Source organism: candidate division KSB1 bacterium (assembly GCA_034506335.1).
Lineage (GTDB): Bacteria > Zhuqueibacterota > Zhuqueibacteria > JANLFK01 > Oleimicrobiaceae > Oleimicrobium.
In genome coordinates, this window is record JAPDPR010000043.1 from 1 (window position 1) to 18170 (window position 18170).

15 protein-coding genes are annotated in these 18170 nt (G+C 60.4%); all 15 read left to right on the forward strand.

What is annotated here, in order from left to right; genetic code table 11:
- The coding region (locus ONB25_11725) for a glycosyltransferase (GenBank protein ID MDZ7393552.1) at positions 1-807 on the forward strand (807 nt) is incomplete at its 5' end.
- Positions 788-1798, forward strand: a complete 1011-nt coding sequence (locus tag ONB25_11730) for an NAD-dependent epimerase/dehydratase family protein (GenBank protein MDZ7393553.1) — start codon at positions 788-790, stop codon at positions 1796-1798. The genes ONB25_11725 and ONB25_11730, both read left to right, overlap by 20 nt.
- Positions 1795-2703, forward strand: coding sequence for a glycosyltransferase (locus tag ONB25_11735; protein MDZ7393554.1), 909 nt, complete (start codon positions 1795-1797; stop codon positions 2701-2703). The genes ONB25_11730 and ONB25_11735 overlap by 4 nt, the downstream gene beginning before the upstream one ends.
- Before the next feature lie 10 nt (positions 2704-2713).
- Positions 2714-4030 carry a glycosyltransferase gene (locus ONB25_11740; GenBank protein ID MDZ7393555.1) on the forward strand — a complete coding sequence of 439 codons (1317 nt, stop codon included), beginning with the start codon at positions 2714-2716 and terminating at the stop codon, positions 4028-4030.
- A gap of 2 nt (positions 4031-4032) precedes the next feature.
- Entirely contained in the window at positions 4033-5745 is a 1713-nt protein-coding gene (locus tag ONB25_11745) for a hypothetical protein (protein ID MDZ7393556.1), read from the forward strand.
- Between the two features lie 4 nt (positions 5746-5749).
- Entirely contained in the window at positions 5750-6754 is a 1005-nt protein-coding gene (locus ONB25_11750) for a glycosyltransferase family 2 protein (GenBank protein ID MDZ7393557.1), read from the forward strand.
- 40 nt (positions 6755-6794) lie between these two features.
- Positions 6795-8744 (forward strand): asparagine synthase (glutamine-hydrolyzing), encoded by a 1950-nt coding sequence (gene asnB / locus ONB25_11755; protein MDZ7393558.1) that lies wholly within the window; start codon positions 6795-6797, stop codon positions 8742-8744.
- 38 nt (positions 8745-8782) lie between these two features.
- A complete protein-coding gene (locus ONB25_11760; protein ID MDZ7393559.1) occupies positions 8783-9682 on the forward strand; it encodes a methyltransferase domain-containing protein in 900 nt (299 codons plus the stop codon).
- Between the two features lie 14 nt (positions 9683-9696).
- Complete coding sequence (locus ONB25_11765; GenBank protein ID MDZ7393560.1) at positions 9697-11139, forward strand: FAD-dependent oxidoreductase; 1443 nt, start codon at positions 9697-9699, stop codon at positions 11137-11139.
- A gap of 44 nt (positions 11140-11183) precedes the next feature.
- Positions 11184-12686 carry a glycosyltransferase family 39 protein gene (locus tag ONB25_11770; protein ID MDZ7393561.1) on the forward strand — a complete coding sequence of 501 codons (1503 nt, stop codon included), beginning with the start codon at positions 11184-11186 and terminating at the stop codon, positions 12684-12686.
- Complete coding sequence (locus tag ONB25_11775) at positions 12683-14644, forward strand: glycosyltransferase family 39 protein (GenBank protein MDZ7393562.1); 1962 nt, start codon at positions 12683-12685, stop codon at positions 14642-14644. The genes ONB25_11770 and ONB25_11775 overlap by 4 nt, the downstream gene beginning before the upstream one ends.
- 49 nt (positions 14645-14693) lie before the next feature.
- Complete coding sequence (locus ONB25_11780) at positions 14694-15824, forward strand: glycosyltransferase (protein MDZ7393563.1); 1131 nt, start codon at positions 14694-14696, stop codon at positions 15822-15824.
- A gap of 3 nt (positions 15825-15827) precedes the next feature.
- Positions 15828-16562 (forward strand): glycosyltransferase family 2 protein, encoded by a 735-nt coding sequence (locus ONB25_11785; protein ID MDZ7393564.1) that lies wholly within the window; start codon positions 15828-15830, stop codon positions 16560-16562.
- On the forward strand, positions 16559-16963 hold the full coding sequence (locus ONB25_11790; GenBank protein ID MDZ7393565.1) for a DUF2304 domain-containing protein: 405 nt from the start codon (positions 16559-16561) through the stop codon (positions 16961-16963). Before ONB25_11785 ends, ONB25_11790 begins: the two co-directional genes overlap by 4 nt.
- On the forward strand, positions 16956-18170 hold the full coding sequence (locus ONB25_11795; protein MDZ7393566.1) for a glycosyltransferase family 39 protein: 1215 nt from the start codon (positions 16956-16958) through the stop codon (positions 18168-18170). The genes ONB25_11790 and ONB25_11795 overlap by 8 nt, the downstream gene beginning before the upstream one ends.

Here is an 18170-nt window from a genome sequence, read left to right on the forward strand (position 1 = left end):
ACCACCTACGACACGATGGTGTTTGACCGAGGGGTAGCTGCGCCGGGCACCCTGCGCGCCTGGCTGTTCGGACTGGCCGACCGGCTTTCCATGCGCCTGGCGGACATGGTGGTGTTGGAAAGCCAGGACCACATCGACAGCTGCGTGCGCCGCTTCAAGATTCCGCCGCAGCGCTTCCGCCGCGTGTTTCTGGCGACCGACGAAGAGGTCATCCGGCCGCGAGCCGTCGAGAAGGAACAGGAGGAGTTCCTCGTCCACTTTCACGGCGAGTACGCACCCTTTCACGGTGTGAAGTACATTCTTCTGGCTGCCCATCTGCTCCGGGGTGAAGGTGTCACATTCCAGATCATCGGTCGGGGCATCACCTATGAAGCCGATCGCCGGCTGGCCGAGGAGCTCGGGCTGCGTAACGTGCGCTTCCTGGACAATGTGCCCTTTGAGGAGCTGGCGACCTATATGTCACGGGCGGATGTGTGCTTGGGCATCTTTGGCGACAACGAACGTGTTTCGCGCGTGGTGACAAACAAGGTCATTGAGGCCATTGCCGTCGGCAAGCCCCTAATCTCATCTCGCAATGCCCCCATCCAAGAGCTGCTGGTCGATGGGGAGAGTGTACTGCTGTGCGAGAGGGCAAACCCAGAGTCATTGGCCCAGGCAATCCTTCGCCTCAAGCGTGACCCGGGCCTCCGTCACAAGATTGCGCAAGGGGGGCACAAGGTATTCTTGGAGCACTGCACATGCCATCTTCTGGGAAAACAGCTGAAGGCCATCGCAAGTGAGCTTGTCCATGACAGAAGCGCGAATTGAGCAGATGCAAGGGGTGCGTGTCCTCATCACCGGTGGGTTGGGTTTTATTGGCAGCAACTTGGCCCATCGACTCGTGAGCCTGGGCGCAGAGGTGACCCTCTACGACGCGTGCTTGGAGCCGTATGGATGGAACTTTGCCAACATCGAGGGGATTGCCGACCGGGTGAAGGTTGTCAAAGGTGACGTCCGGGACTATCCACTGCTGGCCGAGCAGGTGCGCGAACAGGATGTGGTCTTTCATCTGGCCGCACAGGTCGGACGTGAGATCTCGATGGAAAATCCGGCTCTGGATGTGGACATCAATTGCCATGGCACCCTCAATGTGGCGCGGGCGTGCGCAGAAGCCAGTCGGCGCGTGAAGGTTGTCTACGCGGGCAGCAGGGGGCAGATCGGAGAACCCCTCTATCTGCCGGTCGATGAAGAGCATCCCACCAATCCCACCGACGTCTATGGCATCAACAAGCTTGCGGCGGAGAAATACTTGCTCCTTTTTGGCAAAGTGTATGGTTTTCCCGTGGTTTCCCTGCGGTTGAACAACGTTTACGGTCCGCGCTGCCAGATGCACCACGGCTTCTACGGCATCTTGAACTGGTTTATCAAGAGGGCCATGACGGGGGAGCCGATCACGGTGTACGGCGACGGCGGTCAGACGCGGGACTATGTGTACATCGACGACGTGGTGGACGCTTTCATACTAGCAGCGCAACGCCCGGAAGCAGACGGCGAGGTGTTTTTTGTCGGCTCCGGCGTAGAAACGGTGTTTCTGGACATGGTGAAGGAGGTGCTTCGAGCCGTTGGCAAGGGAAGTTACGTGCACGTGCCCTTCCCGCCGAGCAGGGAGAAGATTGACATCAAGCGGTTTGTGGTCACCTACGACAAATTACATCGACTGACCGGCTGGGAGCCTCGCACCCCTTTGAGCGAGGGGGTGGCAAAGACCGTCGAGTTCTACCGCGGGCGGCTGCCTCTGTATCTCCGGAGGGCCGCATGAGCAAAAGAGCGGTGGCCACATCCCAGGACCGGTGTGATGTGTCGGTGATCGTGCCCAGCTTCAATCCTGGCCCGCTGCTCTTTGACTGCCTGCGCTCGCTCTATGCCCAGCGAACAGACTACGCTTATGAAGTGATTGTCGTCGATAGCTCGCCCCAGGACTTGACCAGGGAGATTGAGTGCAAATTCCCAGAGGTGAGATTTATCCGATTGCCACGCCGTGCCTATCCAGGCGTCGCCAGGAATGCGGGAATTAACCAGGCCCGCGGCGAAATCATTGCGTTTACCGACACCGACTGCGTCGTTGCCCCGGACTGGCTTCAGAAACTTGTGGAGTGTCAGCGGGACGGCATGCACGTGGTGGGCGGGCCCGTAAGCAACGGCACCGCCGACAGCGCCATAGGCACTGTCGAGTTCCTTCTGGAATTCAATAACTTTCAGGCTGACCGGGGTGGGCAGCGGGCCGTGGAGTTGTTGCCCACGTGCAATGTTGCCTACCGTAAAGAACTCTTTGTCCGCTACGGCGGATTTGACAATGCCATTAAAGGGAGCGATTCGGCCTTTAGCAGGAAGATGAACCGTGAGGGGATAGGAGTGTACCTGGTCCCAGGCATTCGTGTCGTTCATCGCAACCGCACGTCCCTGGAAGGTTTCTTGCGCAATCAGTTCCAACTGGGCATCGGGGGGGCGCTCACCCGCCGTAGGCTCATGTTGCGCGACTCGTTTGTCACAAGATCGCCGCTGCTTGCTCCTCTCATCCCGCTTGCCCGCACCATTGCCATAGCCTACCGCCTTATCCGTTGGAGTCCTGCGAACTTTGTCCGCTTTGTGCTCCTGTATCCCCTGTGCTTTCTCGGGTTGCTCGTATTTACCGCGGGGTTCATGCGCGGGTTGAAGAGGGAATGACCAAGGATCCATGGGCTACCCAGGGACTCAGAAGCGTGACGATTCCCGCATGAACCCGCCGGATGCCAGCGTTGTGGTGGGCCGTCCTGTGCGCATCGCCTACGTCGTGTGGAAATTCCCTCGCTTTTCGGAGACCTTCGTAACCAATGAGCTCTTCTTCCTTGGCCTGGCGGCGCCTGGTCTGCAGGTGCGCGTCTTTGCCGTAAGAAAGGGCGACGCGGGGGCAGAGTCTTCGCGCGTGGCGGCGTTGCGCCCGTTGCTCACGTACCTGCCGGCGCTGTGGGCTCCGTGCTCATGGTGGTGGATGGTGCATGCCGTGTGGGGTGCGCCTCGGGCGGTGGCGAGGATTTTTGTGGCGTTGCTCAGGCTGAGTGCTCAGCAACCTTCGCATGGAGCCCGCCTGTACGCAATGGCGCAGAGCCTGTACGCGCTGAGCAAAGGGCTCCCCCTTGCGGTGCTGCTGCGCCGGGAGCAGGTCGCACACGCCCACGCACATTTTGCTGAGACTGGGGGGCTTGTTGCCTGGGTGGCAGCAAGGGTGGCAGGGATCCCCTTTTCGGTAACCCTGCACGGGCACGACATCTTTTTTAATCCGAATCCGCTGCTGGCGGCGTTTCTCATTCGAGAGAGTCGCTTTGCGATAACGGTTTCGGAGTACAACAGGCGCTTCTTGGCCAGGATGGAGCCTGCCGCGCAGAGCAAAGTGCGGGTTGTTCATTGCGGTGTGGATCTTGCCCTTTTTCGTCCAGGCGAGCCCCGCACGATCGGTGTGTTCCGCATCCTCACGGTGGCGCGCTTGCAACCGCGCAAGGGGATCGCGGACTTGGTGGAAGCCTGCAGGGCGCTGGCAGATGAAGTCGACTATGAGTGCGTAGTGGTTGGCGACGGCCCCCAGCGAACAGAGCTTGAAGACAAGGCCGCGCGCTACGGACTGGCAGAGCGATTTCGCTTCCTGGGCGCCCGTGCTCACGAGGAGGTGTTGGCGCAGCTGCAAAAGGCCTCGGTGTTTGTGCTCCCCTCGTACTCGGAGGGAGTACCTGTGTCGGTGATGGAGGCCATGGCAATGGGAGTCCCGGTGATTGCGACCGCCGTGAATGGTGTGCCGGAGCTAGTGAAGCGTGGGGCAGGCATTCTTGTGGCCCCGGGCGACATAGAGGGGCTGGCCGCGGCGCTGCGCCGTGTGGCGAACATGTCCGATGCAGAGCGTGGCAGAATGGGGCGGAAAGCCAGGCAAGTGGTTGAGAGGGAATTTGACATCCGGACGCAGAGTGCGGCCCTGGCCCGGATGTTTTTGAGCAGCTCGTCAGAGGTTCAAGCGCGAGGGTAGAGGTGGCCCAGACGGGAGAACAAGCGGTAGAGAACCAGACAGGGGCAAAGGAGAGATGGAAGGAGGCGGTGCTCCTCCTCCTGTTGGCGGCCACCCTTGTACACATCGCGATCTACTTTAACCGGTTTGAAGTGCCCAATACTGACTTTTTCGCCTTTAGGCGTGACGCGTTGGCCTACATGCAAGGCCGCTTGCCGGAGAACTTCAAGCGCGGCCCAGTCTACCCCTTGCTTATGGGGCTGGTGTCACGGGTACTGCCAGCCAGCGAGCCAGAGCTCCTTGCAGGCGAGCTCGTCAATGCCGCATTGACGCTTCTGCTTGTCTATCTCGTTTTTCGCATTGCAACAGCGCTGATGGGCTCGGGGGGAGTGGTGGTGGCCTTTGGGGTGGCGATTAGTCCAGTGCTCATGCCTTCAGCCACTCAGCCGCTGGCTGAGGCCTCTTTAGCCGTGGGCATCGCGCTGACCTTCTACCTGGCCATGAAGGGATCGCCGGCGGCTTATGCGGCCGCTGCGGTAGCCAGTATGACGCGCTACGAGGCGGCGCTCCTTCTGCCGCTCTTGGTGGTGAAAGATCTGTACGCGCGCAAACGACTGCTGCCAACGCTTATGCGCGGCGCGGCCGCCGCCACCCCTTTGGCCCTCTGGTTCGTACTGAGCCTCACTCACAAGGCGGTGCTCAACCCCTACGTTGACGAGGTGGTGAAGCTGCAGCCAGCGGGGGTGGGCAATCTCGTATCCTGTGTGGCTATTTCCTTCAAATTTCTGGCGCCGTTTGCCCGTCGAGCCGTGGGTTTAGCAGGGGGAAGCCTGCCTGAGGCTCTCACGGCAGCGGGCGCGTGTGTGGTATTGGCGGTGGTTTTCGGCGGACTGGTGCTGCTGGCCAGGAAAGGGCAGGCCATAGGCTGGATGCTGGCACTCTTTCTGGCTGGGTATCTGGTGATTCATACCTTTTTCTGGTGGGCGATCGAAGAGCGCTACACATACATTGTGCTGTGGATCGTACTTCTGGGTGTGGTGGCAGTGCTCCGGGAGCTTCCACTGCCGCAGAGGGCTCTGAAGTCCGGGCTGGTGCGGAGTGTGCTGGTAGCATGCACGGCACTCGTGGCTGTGGCCGGCGCCATCGCCATCGGGTTAAGAGGCGGTGTTCTGCAGGCGGTTGTCTTCCTGCTGTTTGCCTCAGCTGCGGTGGTCGGCGCGTTCCTTGGAAGCAATCGCACATTGACGGCTACTGCAGTGGTCCTGGGAGTAGTGGGTGTGGCGTGTGCTTTGGGCGGAATTGCCGTGACGGCCAACGACATGGCGAAAATGCGTGACTACCGGGCCCCATACCGGCTTGCCGGCGAATGGCTGCGAGCCCATGTGGAGGAGGATGTGCGCGTCGTCTCGCTGCTGCCCCTCACGCTCGCTTACTACGCGGGCCTGCCGGACGACCAAGTGCGGGGCTATTTTGCCTTTTCCGGTGCCAGCTGCGATGACTTTGCCGCACGCCTCATGGATTCTGACGTCGACTACGTGGTCTGGGACAGTCAGGCTGCGGCCGAAAAACGAGCCTATAGCAGTGTGCTCCATCGCGTGGATTTGATGCGTTGCCTCTTCTCGGAGGAAGGGGAGCCCCTTGTTCCCAATTTGTCGCTGGCCGCAGTGATTTCGGTTGACCAGAAACGATTGCGCATATTTAGGGTGGAACGTCCGACTCAGCCCCATACTGGATAGGGAGATGGCAACAACGAAGAAAGCACACGCAAGCGATACGCGCGCAGCCGCTGTCTCGGTAGTGATACCGGCCTTCAACGAGGAGGGGAGCGTGGGGTCGGTGGTCGAGGCAGTACGGGCGGCGCTGCGCGATCGGAACGTAGAGCACGAGGTGATCGTTGTCGACGATGGGTCGGCAGACCGCACCGCCGAGGTAGCTTTGGCACACGGGGCGCATGTGATCCATCACCGGCGCAACCGGGGCTACGGCGCTGCGCTGAAGACGGGGATACGTGCGGCCCGGCACGAGACTATTCTCATCACCGATGCCGACGGAACATATCCTGCCGCCTCGCTTCCGGAACTCCTGGCACGCTTGGACAGAGCTGACATGGTGGTTGGGGCGAGGGTGAAGCGCAACGCACGCATTCCCCTTCTGCGCAGACCGGGCAAGTGGCTCCTCGGCCGCCTGGCGGAGCACATCACCGGCGAAAAGATCCCAGACCTGAACTCTGGACTGCGGGCATTCCGCCGGCAATGCGTACAGCAGTACCTGCCAATTCTGCCGGACCGCTTCTCGTTTACCACGACGATCACCGTGGCCTTGCTCAGCGACGGCTACCGAGTTGAGTACCTGCCCATTGACTACTACAAGCGCCAGGGCAAATCGAAAATTGTGCCGTGGAACTTTTTCGAGTTTGTCGCCCTTGTGCTTCGTCTTTCTATGTCCTTCAACCCGCTTCGGATCTTTGTACCTGTGTCCATGGTCTGTTTTCTTCTGGGTCTGATCAAGCTGGCGGCGGATGTGGTGTTTGCGGTGATGCGGGTGGGCAGCATCGGCCTGCACCTTCTATCAGAGCCGGTGGTATCCACCACGGCGGTGGTCTTTTTGCTCTTCGGGCTGCAGATTTTGCTCATTGGCATGATGTCCGACGGCTTGGCCCGCAAGATCGCCCAGCGCATTCCCACCGATTATGAGTCGCGCGCGGTGGAGGAACTGGTGGAGCAGCGTCACCACAAGGAGGCTTAGGTAGCATCGCGCCTGTGGGGCAAGAGGAACGAGAGGAAGTATGTGTGGGTTTGTGGGAGTGTTGAAGTGTGAGGAGCGGGCGGCGCCGTTGGGCGAAGAGGTGTTGGGCCCCATGGCTTCTTTGCTCCGACACCGGGGCCCCGATGACCACGGCAGCTATTGGGACGGCACCTGTGGCCTTGCCCACCAGCGCCTCAGCATTATCGACCTGAGCGTGGCCGGCCGTCAACCCATGGGCAGCGAGGACGGCAGCGTGTGGGTCGCCTACAACGGCGAAGTGTACAACTTCCGCGAGCTGCGGCGCGAATTCAACCTGGATCAGCGTCATCGCTTCGTTTCGCGTACTGATACGGAAGTCGTCATCCACCTGTACGAGGAGCTGGGGCCGGCTTGCTTCAAAGAACTCAACGGCATGTTCGCCATGGCCCTGTGGGACCGCCGGGAGCGCACGCTCTATCTGGCCCGTGACCCGTACGGCATCAAGCCACTTTTCTACATGCAGTGGCAGGGAGCCTTCTGGTTCGCCTCGGAGATCAAAGCCCTCCTCATGGCCCCCGGTTTTGAAGCCAGGCCGAGCCTGGAAGCCCTGTTCCACTATCTATCCTTCGACTTTGTCCCTGACGAGCTGACGGCCTTTGAGGGCATTCGGGAGCTCAGACCAGGGCACGTGCTCAGCCTTAGTCCCGGCGGGCAGATCCACATCGAGCGATTCTTTGACATCGACTACGCGGTGCAGCAGAGTATGACGGAGCAGGAGGCGATAGAACAGTCATTGCGCCTCCTCACCGCGTCGGTGGAACGCCAGCTCATCGCTGATGTGCCGGTCGGGGTGATGCTTTCCGGCGGCATGGATTCCAGTGCGTTGACCGCCCTCATGGCCCGCGTACGGGGAGACAGCGACTTTCACACCTTCTCCTTGGCCTTCGAAGACGATAGCTTCGACGAGTCGTGGTACGCGCGGGTGGTGGCAGAAACCCTGCACACGCACCATCACGAGATTCTGGTAACACCCCAGCGCGTGCGCGAACTGTTGCCGCGCTACCTGTGCTACATCGACGAGCCCTATGCCGACGGCTCCGCCATCCCCACTTACCTGCTCGCTGAGTGCGCTAAAGACTATGTGACCGTGCTTCTTTCTGGCGAGGGTGGCGACGAGTTTTTTTCCGGGTACGACACCCACCTGGCCTACAAGATGCGTCGTTTGTATCGCAAAGTGCCTGCCCTGCTTCGACGGGGGGTGATTGCGCCTCTGGTGAACCGGCTGCCTGTTTCGGACAAGAAGCTCAGTTTTGAATTCAAGGCAAAACGGTTTGTGCGGGGCGCGGAGATGGACACCGCAACTTCCCATTTTGCGTGGCGGGTGGTGCTTGCCGAAGAAGCCAAACGCCAAGTCCTTCGCGAGCCGGAACGCTTTGGGTTTGCGCCCTCGGTCAGCTATTTCCAGCACGCGTTCGCCCATTGCCAGGCCGCCGACGAGCTCAATCGCCTGCTGTACGTGGACTACTCCTTTCACCTTCCGGACGATCTCATGATCAAGAATGATCGGATGACCATGGCACACTCTCTGGAGGCGCGTGTGCCCTATACGGACAACGAGCTGGTGAGCTTTCTGGCGACCGTGCCTGTGGGGTTGAAGTTGAAAGGCACGCGCAAGAAACATCTCTTGCGCAGCGCCTTGCGGGGCATTCTGCCCCCGGTGATCTTGAACAAGAAGAAGGTGGGCCTTGAGATGCCGTACTCGCGATGGTTGCGTGAGGAGCTTCGCGACTTGACCGAGCGGTACTTCGCGGCTGCCCGGCTGGCTGACACCGGCCTGTTCAACCCCGATGGGGTTCGCCTGCTTTGGGAGGAACATCTTGCCAAACGCGTCGACCACGGGCGGTTCCTATGGGGTCTATTGAACTACATGCTGTGGCATGAGGCCTACGTGGAGAGAGGGGACTTTCGCTCGTATTTGGTGGAGCCGCGCGCTCCGCGCCCACCCACCTAGGAGTGACAGAGGGAGGAGCACAAAGCTGGGGAGGAAGTATGGGCCAGTTGCAGGAAGGTGCCACCCGGATGATCGAGGCCACTCGCCGCCACTACGATGCACACCACTTTATCGAGGGAGGAAACGCCCGGGTGAGGTGGTGGAGGACTTTTCTTGCAGGCTTTCTCAGTGACCAGGAGGTGCGAGGGGCGCTGATCGCCGATGTGGGCTCAAGTGTAGGGGAGATCAGTCGTGGGCTCATCGATCGGGGTGGGCGCTTGGTGTGCCTGGACATCAGCCTGGAGTCGCTGCGGAGGTGTAGGGAGCTCAATCCTGAGGCAGTTGTCGTGCATGGGAATGCCCTCAACCTCCCTTTCGCCGATGAGAGCTTTGACCACGTCATCTCCATTGGCGTGCTGCACCACACTCCCGACTGCCGGCTGGGGTTCCGTCAGGTGGTTCGTGTGACCGCGCCCGGGGGTAGCATCGTGGTCTTTCTCTACAACAAGTGGAACCCGTACTACCTGGCCTACAAAGCCTTTGCCCCGGTGCGTGCTCATATCCCCTTGACGTCAGTGCCCAATTGGATGGTGCGGCTCATGCAGCCGCTGGTCAAGCTTCACTTCGGGCGAGGCCTCGATGACCAAGAGCTGCGGAATCTGGTGGGGGATGCCTTCTGGACGCCCCGGGCGACGTTCCATTCGGTGCGTGAGGTCCGTGGCTGGGGTGGAGAAGAGGGCCTGACCTTTGTGGGCTCCAAGCGTTTCTTCATGGGGTATGCCCACGTCTATCATTTCCGTAAGCCGGGCCAGGCACTGCCGGCGGGCCGCCGAGAGGTACAATTCCAGTGCCTGACCTGCCAGGCCGCGCCGATGGTGCAGCACCACGGCGCCATTCGTTGCCCCAAATGCGGGGAGAGCTATCCGATTGAGCAGGGAATCGTGCGAGTGTTGAAGTAGCAAACGGGATGGGATTGGCAGAGAAAACTGTGGCGATTCTGGGAGCCGGGCCGGCGGGTCTGGGCCTGGCACTGCGGTTGCTCCGGCGCCCCGCCCTGCGCGCCAAAGTGGTGGTCATCGAGCAGGCGCAGGAGGTCGGGGGACTGACTGCCAGCTTCGCCCACCAGGGCCTCTTTCTTGACTATGGCAGTCACCGACTTCACCCCGCCACTTCACCTGAGGTGCTGGCAGACATACGCGCGCTGCTCGGCGAGGATCTACTCGACCGACCCCGCAACGGTCGCATCCTGCTGGGGGGGCGTTTTGTCCGATTTCCCCTGAGCCCAATCGATTTGCTTCTGCATTTGCCCCTTTCCTTTACCCTCGGATTTGGGCGGGATGCCTTGCTCGCACCGTTGCGGAAGCGACGCAGGGGGCATGAGGCGTCTTTTGCCGACGTACTGCTTCGCGGCCTCGGCCCAACGATGTGCAGGTCCTTTTACTTTCCATACGCGCGCAAGTTGTGGGGACTGCAGCCTGAGGAAATTGATGCGGTCCAGGCGCAGCGCCGGGTTGCGGCCAGCGATACAGCAAAGCTGCTCAAGAAGGCACTGAGCTTGCTGCCCGGGTTCCGACGGCCTGGCGCAGGGCGATTCTTCTATCCACGGCGGGGTTTCGGGCAAATCGGCGCCGCCATGGCCGAGGAGATTAGACAACGGGGGGGTACCATCATGCTCAACGCCCGCGTCGTGGCCCTCAACTTAGCGTCCGACGGGACGAAGAAGGTTGCTCTTGTGGATGCCCAGAGCCCCAGCCACCTGTTGCCCCCGGTAAAGGCCGATTTTGTGTTCTCCACGATGCCGGTGACTACCCTGGTGGACTCGCTCCGTCCCGAGGCGCCTGCGGAAGTGAGGCAGGCGGCGCAGAGGCTCCGCTATCGTGGGATGGTTTTCCTCTACTTAGTGCTGCGCGGAGAGCACTTTTCGCCCTATGACGCGCACTACCTGCCCGGCGAAGAGGTGATCGCCTCGCGTCTGTCCGAGCCGAAGAACTACAGTGGTAGCGAGGAGCCGCGCGACATAACCGGTTTGTGCGCCGAAATCCCCTGTACGCCTGGGGACCGCACGTGGCAGGTGCCGGAACAGGAACTCACCAGTCGCGTGCTGCTTGAGCTCGAACGTGCGGGATTGCCGGTAAGGGCTCCCATTGTCACAACTTTTTCCCGACGAGCGACGCATGCCTACCCGGTCTATGAGGTGGGGTTTCAGCGGCACCTGGCCGTTGTCGAGGAGTACTTGGCCACGTTGCCCGACATAGTCTCACTTGGCCGTCAGGGCCTTTTCGCGCACGACAACACCCACCACACGCTGGAGATGGCCTACCGGGCCTCAGATTGCTTAAACGATGAACTGAGCTGGGACGCGCAGGCCTGGCAGTGCCATCGGCGGGCTTTTGCGCAGCACGTGGTGGAAGACTGAAGGCAGGTGGCCGAGCACTGGGTCCAAGTCTGTCGAGTTTCCCTATGCATAATGAAAGCCTAACGCGTTTCGCCAGGATGGCCGCATTGGTGCTTGGCCTCGGGCTAGTCACCTTGCGGTTTGTGCGCCTCGAGGCCGACCCGGACACCTCACTGTCGATGTCGCGGGTGTTTTACACGGATGAGGGGTACAATTCGTGTAACGCCTTGAACAAGAGCATCACCGGACATTGGCTCTGTGACCGGAACAATCACATCCTACTCATGCCTGTTATGCCGGTGGTGCAACACGTTTTCTTCAAACTCCTGGGTCTCTCGCTTGCCTCGGCGCGTTTGCCTGCGGCGATACTTTCTGTGGGGGCCATGGCGTTGATGTTGCTCATGGTCAGGAGGCGCATGCGTGAGGGACGGCGCTCCGCGCAGGAAGAGGGGGTCACGCTTGTACTAGCTCTGTTCCTGTTGGGGACGAACTACTACTTCTTCGTCTACGGACGGTTGGCACTACTGGACTTGCCAATGACCGCATTTGGGCTGGCAAGTCTGCTTGTCTTCCACCGCGCGCTTGCCGTTCCCCAGGGGAAACGGGCGTGGTGGCACGTGGCGGCCGCAGGGATGCTCCTCGGGGTGGCGTTCCTCGCCAAGCCGAGCGCTGCCCTGTACGGTACGGCGCTCCTGGTCCTGGGGCTCATTCAGGCAATAGTCGAGCCGCGCGCCTGGCGCCAGTGGACCACCAAAGTGTTCGGTGCGCTGCTTGTGGCTGCCGTGGTGGTTGGGGTGGTGCGTTGCGGGCTGTGGCTCGTGGCGGCCGGTTACCGAGATCTCACACCTACCCACTTGATTAGTGACCGGATAACGGTCCACCTGCGCACCATCCTCCGTAACTACGTCAAGTTCTTCAACAATCCGGTGGTGCGGAGGAACTGGGAGCTTCTCCTGCTAGCCTACTTCAACGTAGTGCTGATCGCCTTCTACGCGGCTCGCAATGGCGTGTTCCGTCTCGCCGACCGGGTCATGATCTCCTATCTCATTGCCTGCTACGTCTTTCTGGGCTTTTTTGTGCACCAGCTGCCGCGCTACTTCGTGGTGTTGGTGATTCCGGTCACCTATCTGGTCGCGACTTTGCCCGTGAACGTGGGTCTTGTATTCGGTCCTCGGAGGGGCGCAAAGATGCGAGTGGCCGCCGTGATGCTCATACTCATGGCCAATTGGTGGAACGTTGTGCGCCTGGTCAATTATCACCGCGAGCCCGCTTATTCCCTGCGTATGGTGGCGCAGCAGGTCAAAGAGAGGGTGATGGCAAACGGCGTCTCTCACGGCGGAGACGCAATACTGTGCGGCGACGTGGCCGCGACTCTTGCCTTAGCAAATGGCATGCGATTTTCTTTCGACGTCCATCATGGTGTACAGGGTCAATATCTTCTCGCCCAAGGCGAGGCGGCCCTGCCTGGGTACAAGCTAACGCCCATAGGCACTTTTGACCTGCTTGGCAATTACTACTGCTACGACTATGGTAGCAGACGAATGCATCTCTATCGGGTTCAGGAATGAAGATTCGCCTCGAGTCGCAATGGGAAGCCGAGACGAGCCCGAAGAGCGCCAATGCGCTGACCTCAGGTGCGGCGCAAGGTGGGCGCACGTGGAATGCAGTGTCGCCGACTTTACTTTTGGCGGCCGTGCTGTTGTTAGCCACGCTCCTGCGCTTCGGGGTGTCTTCTTTTCGCTGGGTGGGCCCGGATGAGGGCTCCTACCTTATGGATGCCCGCCTCATCCTTCAAGGCAAGGTCCCTATCATCGATTTTGCGGCTCGCCAACCTCTCTTCCTTTGGCTGCTCGCCGCCCTTTTCAAAGTGTTCGGTGCCTCTCTGGTAGTGGCCAGGCTATTCCTCGGGGTGTGCAGCGTGCTCTCAGGACTGCTCCTTTATGGTCTCGGGAAGAAAGTGGTCGGTGCGAAGGTCGCACTGGTGGGGGTGGCTGTTGCAGCACTTTTTCCTTTCAATGTGGTCTGGTCCGTATCGGTCATCACCGAGACGCCCGCTGTGCTGTTCGCGACCCTCAGCATCTGGGTGGCATTGTGCGCGCTGGAGAGGAACAGTCCGTGGCTCGGACTAGGGGCAGGACTTGCTGCGGGGGCTGCCTATTTCACCCGCGAGACGGCAGTGTGGGTCATGGTAGTCGTCGTGCTCTATGCACTCGTGGTCTGGCGCGGCTCCAGCAAGACAAAACTGAAAGTGTTCGCCGGACTCTTGGGTGGCTATCTCGCGGCTTGCGGGGCGGTATGGCTCTACTACGGCCATTACCTCACCGTGCGCGACCTCTTCTTCTCGCGTTTGAATCCGCTCGACGTAGTTTTGTCGCAGGTGGTCCGAGGGCCCTATTCCATGACGCCGACAACTTCGGCAGCCATCGGTGCGGTCCAGGCTCTCGACGATATCGAGACTTACGCCCATGAGATCTTTGCATTCGGACTTTTTGGGTTGGCGGGAATCGGCGGCACGGCTATCGTGACGATGCGCGAACGCAGAGCAAATCCGCGGCCGGCCGGGATCGGGCTTCTCTTCCTCTGGGTGGGCGTAGTAGCCGCCATGTACGGGGTCCGGTTTGTGCTGGTGGAAAGGGTCTTGTTTGCGCGCTATCTCTTAGAAGTGCTCCCCCCTCTGGCACTCCTTTTCGCGTTTTCTCTGGCTCGTGTTCTGAATGGGGAGCACGACAAGAGGCTCCTCACCTTGGCGGTCGGATTGACACTGGGAATCTACTTCATCCAGCATGCGGCGTGGCAAAAGTTTCCGGGGGCCGGATTTTACTTCGTCGCAGGAACGGCGCTCGCTGCTCTTCTGAGGCTAAGGTGGGAAAGAGGAAGCTGGACCCTGGGGCTGCTCGGCTTCCTGATGGCAGCGGTGATGGTGCTGACAACGTCACGCATCAACGCGCGGGTGCCCTTCGGTATGCAGGGCTTAGCACGCACGAGCCTTGCCGTCCTCCTCTGGTTGACCCTGATTTTTGCCATTGCTCGACGGCAAACCGCTGAAGCGAGGAGGGGCTGGCGCAACCTGGCAGCGACGACGCTCGTGCTCTTCTCTTTCATCTACTCGCTGGGGAAACAGGCACAGAAGGTCGGACCGAGCTACGAAGGAATCTGGACGCCGCGCACGGTGAGGACCGTCACTAAGGTGCTGCAGTCCCACTCCCGCCCTGGGGATGTGGTGTTGTCGGGCGGGCAGATTTGGGCATTTGCAGCCGGATTGGACTGCTTTCTGAACATCACTCACACCCTCGGTCTCCTCTACGTTCCGGAATCCACAATGCAGCGCGCCTTTTCGGAGCGGCCGCCGGAATTCATCGTCATGGACGGCTACACCGAAAAGCGCACTCTTCCGCATGCCTCCCTGCTTGCCGGTAAGATGACAGCGCTGTATGAGAAGGTGGCAATCGTACAGGGCTCGCAGTATCCGGTGAGCATCTTCCGGCTGCGCGCCGAGGGCCCGGGCGCAGCGCAGGAACACAGGTAAAAGCCTCGCACCAATCGATAATACCATAGGGCGCATGAAGATCGCGATCATGGGCATACGCGGGATACCGGCCAACTACGGCGGGTTCGAGACCTTCGCCGAGGAGATGGCCCCGCGTCTTGTCAAGATGGGCCACGAAGTTACCGTTTTCGGGCGCACGAACAATGTGGACTATCCGCATCCTTTCTACAAAGGTGTGCGGCTGCGGATACTGCCGACGATCAGCCACAAATACCTGGACACGGTCTTCCACACGCTGGTCTGCGTGCTGGCGAGCTTTTTCACTTCCTATGACGTGGTGCTCATCTGCAACAGTGTGAACAGCGTGTTTTCGTTTATCCCGCGACTGACCGGGAAGAAGGTGGTGGTGAATGTGGACGGATTGGAATGGAAGCGCAAGAAGTGGAACTGGCTGGGAAAGGCGATGTACCGTGTGTCAGAGGTGCTGGCGACGGTGCTCCCCACCGCGATTGTGACAGACGCCCGCAGCATCCAGCGATACTACCTGCAGCGCTTTGGCAAAGTGTCCACCTTCATCCCCTACGGCGTGCCGGAAGAACGAGTGCTGACCAGGGAGGCCCTTGACAAGTTCGGCCTGGAACCTCGCCGTTACGTCTTGTACGTGAGCAGGCTGGAGCCGGAGAACAATGCCCACCTCGTGGTGGAGGCCTTTGAACGCGTGCGCACCACTCTGAAACTGGTGATTGTGGGCGATGCGCCTTACAGCCAGGACTACATCCGCAGGCTGCGTGCGACGCGCGACCCCCGCATCGTTTTCACCGGCTACGTCTTCGGCCAGGGATATCGGGAGCTGCAGTCGCATGCCTACCTCTACGTGCAGGCCACAGAGGTGGGTGGGACGCACCCTGCCCTGCTGGAAGGGATGGGGTACGGGAACTGCGTGGTGGCCTTGGATGTGCCGGAACATCGTGAGGTGCTAGGCGAGGCTGGCATCTTCTTCGCCCCTCGGCCGTCTGAAGACCTGGTGGGAAAGCTTCAATACCTTGTCGACCACCCAAAGGTGGTGGAGCAGTACCGTCAGAAGGTGCGCCAGCGGGCGCGCGCCTGCTACAGCTGGGATGCCGTGACCAGGCGCTATGAGCGGCTCTTCATGGCGCTGGTCAACGGCAATGCCGCAGCTCGCCAACGCTTGGTAGCCGAGTCGGTACCGGAGGCATAAGCAGTGGATGTGCGCGCGGAACAGCCGCGTATCTTGGCGATCGTGCCCGCGTTGAATGAAGAACGCAATGTAGGGCGCGTGGTCGCGCAATTGCGCGCCCACCCCAGGCGGATCGACGTGCTGGTCGTCGACGATGGTTCTACAGACGCGACCGCCGAGGTCGCGCGGAGCCAAGGCGCGCGAGTCATCAGTCTGCCGTTCAACCTGGGCATTGGTGGTGCAGTGCAGACCGGTTTCAAGTACGCGGCGCAACACGGTTATGACGTGGCCATCCAGGTGGACGGCGATGGGCAACACGACGTTAACGAAATCGATAAGCTTCTGGGGCCGCTCCTCGCAGGTGAGGCAGATGTGGTCATCGGCTCGCGTTACGTGGGGCACGCCACCTATCAGGCGCCGGTCATGAGGCGCATCGGCATGCTCATCTTTGCCCTGGTCAATTCGCTTATTATTCGCCAGAGGGTGGCGGACAACACTTCCGGTTTCAGAGCCTTCAATCGGCGCGCGATTGCCTTCTTGGCCCGCGATTACCCCGCAGACTACCCGGAGCCGGAGGCGGTCGTGCTGCTCGGACGATCTGGATTTCGCCTCACCGAGGTGCCGGTCAACATGAACCAGCGGTTGCACGGGCGCTCGTCCATCGGCTCGTTCCAAGCCGTCTACTTCATGATCAAGGTGCTGCTGGCGGTGCTGGTGGATGTGTTTCGCTATTCACCGAAGAGGGGAGAAGTGCGATGAATATGCGCATTCAAATAATCGCCATCGCCGGAAGCCTGCTCATTGCAGGCTTCATCTTCGAGTTGATCAGAAAGCGCAAGTTACTGGAGCGGTATTCTTTGCTCTGGTTTGGCTCAGCGTTGGTCATGATAGTGCTGTCCATATGGCGAGGACTCCTTGACAAGGCGGCTGCTCTGATGGGCGTGTACTATGCCCCTTCGGCCTTGTTCATTGTGGCGCTGGGCTGCGGAGTGGTGTTGTTCGTGCACTTTACCATTGTGATTTCCGGCCTCACTGAGCAGAACAAGCTCTTGGCCCAGGAAGTGGGTCTGATGCGGGAGGAGCTGCAATGGATTCGGCAGCGGCTGGCTCAGGGTGGCGAAAAGATCAAGGGCATGGATGCGGGCGAGAAGCGTGTATAGCGTGAGGGGGACGACACTGTGGCGAGCACTGCAGCGACCGTGCAAAGTGGCCCTATGCATCGGCGTCCTCGCCCTTGTGGTGCGGGCGGGGTTTGTCCTTACCCTCCAGGAACGCTGGTATTTCTACGACACGGTCCACTATGACGCCGCTGCGCGCAGCCTGCTGCGCGGCGAGGGCTTTCGCTACGAGCGCCCCTTCTTTGGCACAACGGCCTACAACCTGGAGCCGATCTATCCCGTCTTTCTGGCCGCAAACTATGCGCTGTTCGGACGACGGTTTGTGGCGGTACGCCTGGTGCAGGCAGTCCTCGGTGCCCTCACGTGCGTGATAGTGTTCTTTCTCGCTAGACGGCTGTTTGGCACAAAGGCGGCCGCAGTGGCAGGCGGCGTGTGCGCAGTCTATCCGCACTTGGTGTTCATCAGCGGATTGTTGTACCCGGAGCAAGTTTTTACCCTGTTGCTTGCAGGGGGCATGTGGTGTGCGGTGCAATATGGAAAGACTCGAGGTGTGCCGTTGGTGGTCGCAATGGCTGTATGCCTTGGCTTAGCTGCATTGACCAAGGGGATAGTGCTGGCCTTTGTGCCGGTAACGGCTTTGTGGCTTCTCTTCTGGCCATGGGCGAAGCTCAAGGCGCGGCTGGCGCACGCCACGTTGTTTGTGGGCGTGCTGCTCGTGGTCCTGCTCCCCTGGAGTCTGCGAAACTACCGCGCATTCGGGCAACTAGCTCCGGTGCGGGCTCATGCCACCATGGTCTTCGATGAGCGGTATGCCCAGAAGGATGAGCCGCTTGTTGCGCAGTGGTTGCACGGCAAGGTGAGTACACCCCGCTTTGTCGTGCGCTACCTTGAGGAGTTCGTCCGCTTTTGGACACCTTCGCTGGGGCGGTTGCAGAGCCGCAACGAATTCACAACCCGATGGGCAAATGTGGTGAGCATTGTGGCCGCCACACCGGTGCTCTTTTTTGCCCTTGCTGGCATATGGTTCGGGCGCAGCCGGCTCCGAGAACTGCTCCCGCTCCTTCTTCTGGTACTGAGCTTTGCGTGTACCTACGCTCTTTTTCTTACCCATGTGCGCTATCGCATCCCGGTGGAGCCATACCTCATCGTATTGGCGGCGTTCGGCTTCTGCAGCGTGTGGCAGCGGCTCACACTGGTCCGGCTGCCGTGCACCGTACGACGGCAACCATGGGTGAGGGCAGGGAGCTGA

What these genes read in the sequence shown, in the direction of transcription:
- ONB25_11730 (MDZ7393553.1), top strand. Translation starts at nt 788, where the DNA reads ATGACAGAAGCGCGAATTGAGCAGATGCAAGGGGTGCGTGTCCTCATC.
- ONB25_11735 (MDZ7393554.1), top strand. Translation starts at nt 1,795, where the DNA reads ATGAGCAAAAGAGCGGTGGCCACATCCCAGGACCGGTGTGATGTGTCG.
- ONB25_11740 (MDZ7393555.1), top strand. Translation starts at nt 2,714, where the DNA reads ATGGGCTACCCAGGGACTCAGAAGCGTGACGATTCCCGCATGAACCCG.
- ONB25_11750 (MDZ7393557.1), top strand. Translation starts at nt 5,750, where the DNA reads ATGGCAACAACGAAGAAAGCACACGCAAGCGATACGCGCGCAGCCGCT.
- asnB (MDZ7393558.1), top strand. Translation starts at nt 6,795, where the DNA reads ATGTGTGGGTTTGTGGGAGTGTTGAAGTGTGAGGAGCGGGCGGCGCCG.
- ONB25_11760 (MDZ7393559.1), top strand. Translation starts at nt 8,783, where the DNA reads ATGGGCCAGTTGCAGGAAGGTGCCACCCGGATGATCGAGGCCACTCGC.
- ONB25_11770 (MDZ7393561.1), top strand. Translation starts at nt 11,184, where the DNA reads ATGCATAATGAAAGCCTAACGCGTTTCGCCAGGATGGCCGCATTGGTG.
- ONB25_11775 (MDZ7393562.1), top strand. Translation starts at nt 12,683, where the DNA reads ATGAAGATTCGCCTCGAGTCGCAATGGGAAGCCGAGACGAGCCCGAAG.
- ONB25_11780 (MDZ7393563.1), top strand. Translation starts at nt 14,694, where the DNA reads ATGGGCATACGCGGGATACCGGCCAACTACGGCGGGTTCGAGACCTTC.
- ONB25_11790 (MDZ7393565.1), top strand. Translation starts at nt 16,559, where the DNA reads ATGAATATGCGCATTCAAATAATCGCCATCGCCGGAAGCCTGCTCATT.